Origin of the sequence: Zooshikella harenae, from assembly GCF_018837975.1 — a bacterium.
Taxonomy (GTDB): Bacteria; Pseudomonadota; Gammaproteobacteria; order Pseudomonadales; family Zooshikellaceae; genus Zooshikella; species Zooshikella harenae.
This window is the reverse complement of sequence record NZ_JAGSOY010000243.1, coordinates 1-1,410: the sequence shown is the minus strand read 5'-3', so window position 1 is coordinate 1,410 and position 1,410 is coordinate 1. Positions and strand designations below refer to the sequence as shown.

Below are 1,410 nucleotides of genomic sequence, written 5' to 3'. Positions count from 1 at the left end.
CTAAAGTTTCACCATTTCAGTAACAAAAAAGCCCCTTTTTTGATATGTTAGTTTTCGCCAAAAAACAACACCCAAAAAAGAGGCTTCAGTGCAAAGTTTAATCGATCTTCTTAAAACATTGCAAACTCAAATTACACAAAATGGAGAAAGAAAGGCGCTATTTGTTTATACTTTGATCGCCATTATGCTTCCAGTCGTAGGCTCCAGAGCTTCACAACTCTACCGAACCGTCACAAAGCTCTTTAAATATAACGTTACCATCCGTCGATTCTACGGATTTATGGCTTCGCCTAAGTTAGCTTGGGATAAATTATGGCCAATTGTCTGGCAAAAAATATTACCCTTAAATCATACGGAAGGTCCTATTCTTCTTTCCATAGATGATTCTATGGTGCCTAAAACCGGAAAGAACATCTTTGCTTGCGGCAACCACTTTGATCATGCCGCTAAACTGAATCAGTCGCGTTATATCTGGGGACAAAATATTGTCAAACTAAGCTGTTTGAAAAATATTCACGGCCGCTGGGCTAGCTTACCCCTGAACTTTCGTTTTTATCGGCTGAATAAAGATGTTGCTAAGAAAAACTTTCAAACACGAATTGATCAAGCTATTTCCATGATCTTAAGTGTGCTCAAGGTATGTCGCCATCGCTCAGTATTGTTAGTCTGTGATAACTGGTTTGGCAACGGGTCATTATATTTACCTTTGAAAAAAGAGCTTGGTGAGCAGTTTCATCTCCTCTCAAGGTTGCGTTCGAATAGCGTTTTGTATGATCAGCCAACTCTACCTAAGAAAAGAAAACGAGGCGCACCTAAAAAGTACGGCAAACGTCGTGGTAATGTAGCAGCTCTAGCAAGGCGACATAAAAGAAATGCAAAGACGTATCAGGTTGAACTCTATGGTAAATCCCGCGAGGTACGGGCTTATACTGAGCTATTGATGAGTAAGTCATTAAAAACACAAATCAGAGTCGTGTGGATTTACTCGGGACGCGCCTCTTGGGTTGCGATCTTTTCAACCGATATCACATTCACAGTGGCTCAAATCATTGAGTGGTACGGGGCACGCTGGAAGATTGAAGCCGGCTTTAAAGAATTGAAACAGGAGTTAGGGAGTTTATCTTGTCAGGCGAGAACAAAGCATGCCGTGACGAACCATCTCCATTTTTGTATGATGGCTATGTCATTACTCTGGTTTTATGTGGCTCAGAAGTCGAGTAAACCCTCTAGGCGTTATTCTGTAATCAATCGCAAATCTTTTGCTTTCTCCGATATCCGCCGACTCTTTGCTGAAGAAATTGAACAAGAAGAATTCAGTGAAGGTTTGGGTATTTTTACTAAACTTCACAAAAATAAATTCATTAGCACTATGCTGCAGTTAGTAGCTTAAATATTATGGTGAAACTTTAG

General features: G+C 40.2%; 1 protein-coding gene. It reads left to right on the top strand.

The features are described from left to right. Positions 1 to 88 precede the first annotated feature (88 nt). Complete coding sequence (locus KCG35_RS25315) at positions 89 to 1,390, top strand: IS701 family transposase (RefSeq protein WP_215822626.1); 1,302 nt, start codon at positions 89 to 91, stop codon at positions 1,388 to 1,390. Positions 1,391 to 1,410: the final 20 nt, after the last annotated feature.